This window comes from Mesorhizobium sp. M7A.F.Ca.US.005.03.2.1, from assembly GCF_003997795.1.
In the GTDB taxonomy this organism is placed as follows: domain Bacteria; phylum Pseudomonadota; class Alphaproteobacteria; order Rhizobiales; family Rhizobiaceae; genus Mesorhizobium; species Mesorhizobium ciceri.
In genome coordinates, this window is the sequence record NZ_RZRP01000921.1 from 1 (window position 1) to 2,349 (window position 2,349).

Genomic DNA, 2,349 nt, shown 5'->3' on the forward strand with positions numbered 1-2,349 from the left:
ATGCCACCGAAGCAGCGCGGCTGGCGGAGCTGCTGGCGGCGCTCGGCAAGAGCGAGAAAGAGGAGATGCGGCTGCAGAAGTCGCTCGAGGCGGCACAGGCGAAACTGTCGGAAACGACCGAAGCGGCCCACATGATGGAAGGCGACAAGGAAGCCGAGCTGGCTCGCAGCCAGGCGGAAATGCGCGGGTTGAGCTCGGAGATCCAGAACCTGCAATCGCGGCTGGAGCAGGTGTCGAGCGAAAACAGCGAAGCCGCGGGCGAGATCGCCAGGCTCAAGAGCGAACTCAACGATGCCCTGGCCGAAAAGAAGATCGCCGATGAAAGATTGTCCGCGCTGAGCCAGGAGAGCGAAAGCGACAAGATGAGTCTTTCCAAGGTGAACGCCAACCTTTCTCAGCTGACGCTGCAACAAGCGTCCGAACAGATACAGTTCGACGTGCAGAGGCAGGAGTGCGAGGACCTCAAGGCCGAAATCGCCTCGCTCAATGCCCGGATCAAGGAACTGCTGCCCTATGAGCGGCTCCACAAGGCCACCAATGGCAGGCCGCGCGAGGACGGCGTGGTCGAGATGGCCGGGGCGATGGCGAAGAAAGCACGGACGACGGGCAGGCGGCGCATGCGCAGGAATGTCGACGCCGCCACCTGAAGCGTGTCGCGCCTGAAGGATTCAGGCGACCCGCTTCAGATCCTTCTTTTGTGCATGGGAGGCCGGCACCTCACCCGGAGAGTAAGTCCAATGGGGCACCGGCCAGGCGGATCGACAGGTCCGCCGCACAGGCAAGGTAGCGCGCCTCGGTCCCGCACGGCATTGGTGCGATCACGGAAGGTGCCAGCGGCAATTCCCCTGGCTTGTGATTCGAACCCTTGCGACGACCCGCCGGCCGGAGGCTGCAGACACGCCCAGGATAAGATCGCGGGCCGGCCCGGCGCCTTCTCAGTCGAGCGGTTCGTGCTGGTAAAGCTCGTCCATGCTGAGCGAGGCCAGGGCGCCGAAAGGGGCCTGCTTTTTCACGCGGCCGCCGCTCAGGATGACCACGTCGTCGCAGAACGAGATGGTGCTGTGGTGATGGCTGATGACGATGGTCGTGCGGCGGCCGGCTCTCGACTTCAGGGTCTCGACGATGGCCGCTTCCGACAGCCCGTCCACGGCATTGGTGGCCTCGTCCAGGATGAGGAGATCGGGATCGCGCACCAGGGCTCTCGCCAAGGCGATGCGCTGCCTCTGTCCCGCCGACAGATTGACGCCCCTGTAGCCAACCAGGGTCTCGTAGCCCTGAGGCAGCCTTTCGATGAATTCATGCGCTTCGGCCAGTCTTGCGGCGGCCTCGGCATCGCCGGCTGTCGCGGCATCCTGGCCGTAGGTTATGTTTTCAAAAATGCTGCCGTCGACCAGTTCCAGTTCCTGGCTGGCCAGGGCGATGTGCCGGCGCCACTGGCTGGCGTCGATCCGGTCGAGCGGCGATCCATCGACGAGGATGCTGCCGGTGTCCGGTTCGACGAAGCGGCACAGGAGATTGACGATCGTCGTCTTGCCGGCGCCCGAGCGGCCGATCAGCGCCGTCGAGCGGCCACCGCGGATCTCGAATGTCGCCGCGTGCAGCACCACCTCGCGCCGGTCCGTGCCGGAGTAGGTGAATGTCACATCGTCGAACTTGATGCCCTGGCGCAGGCCGTGGAATGGCCCGTCCCCTTGCGGCGGTTGCGGCTTGCCTGTGGGATCCAGCAGCCAAGTCACCTCCTCAAGCGATCCGCTCAGGCCTTGCAGCTGGCTCCACGACCCCTGCAGGGCCCGCATATGCGGCTGCAGCCTGTAGAGCAGGATGACGAAGGCGATGATCAGCGGGAAACTCACCTGCGCCAGCCAGGCGCCGATCACCACCGCCAGGAACAGCATGGCGTGGAGAACCTCCGTCAGCGGCGGCAGCGCTCCCTGGCGCACGAGCAGCGCGAAGGAGGCGCGGCGAACCGCATCCGACGCCGTGTCGAACATCGCCTTTTCCCGGTTCTCCTGTCCGAAGATGCGGATCAGCCGTCCGGCATGCACAAGGTGAAGCATCTGCGAGGCGAGGTGGCCGTTGCGCGAGGCGACGCTGCGGCTTGGCTCCTTCAGATTGGCTGAGAGGACGGCGTGCGCGATCTGGACGAGCGCCAGTCCGAGCGTGACCAAAAGCGTCATGCGCCACGAAAGCAGCAGCAGGAAAGCCAGGAGGATGATGGCGGCCGATGCGCTGACGATGGCCGACAGCATGATCTGGATCGCATCGGAAGCCCGCCAGGATTCGTTGGAGATGATGTTGAGCAGGCGTCCGGGGCTCTGCCGCAGGAAGAACGGGTAGCCGACCCGCAAC

The 2,349-nt window shown here is 64.8% G+C and carries 1 protein-coding gene and 1 pseudogene; one reads left to right on the forward strand and one right to left on the reverse strand.

Annotation, left to right across the window (positions count from 1 at the left end):
* Nucleotides 1-647 (forward strand): annotated as a pseudogene (locus EN991_RS32580) (hypothetical protein); the annotation flags it as partial.
* 288 nt (nt 648-935) lie between these two features.
* Here the strand turns inward: EN991_RS32580 and EN991_RS32585 are convergent.
* On the reverse strand, nt 936-2,349 hold a 1,414-nt coding region (locus EN991_RS32585), incomplete at its 5' end, for an ABC transporter ATP-binding protein (protein ID WP_164769540.1).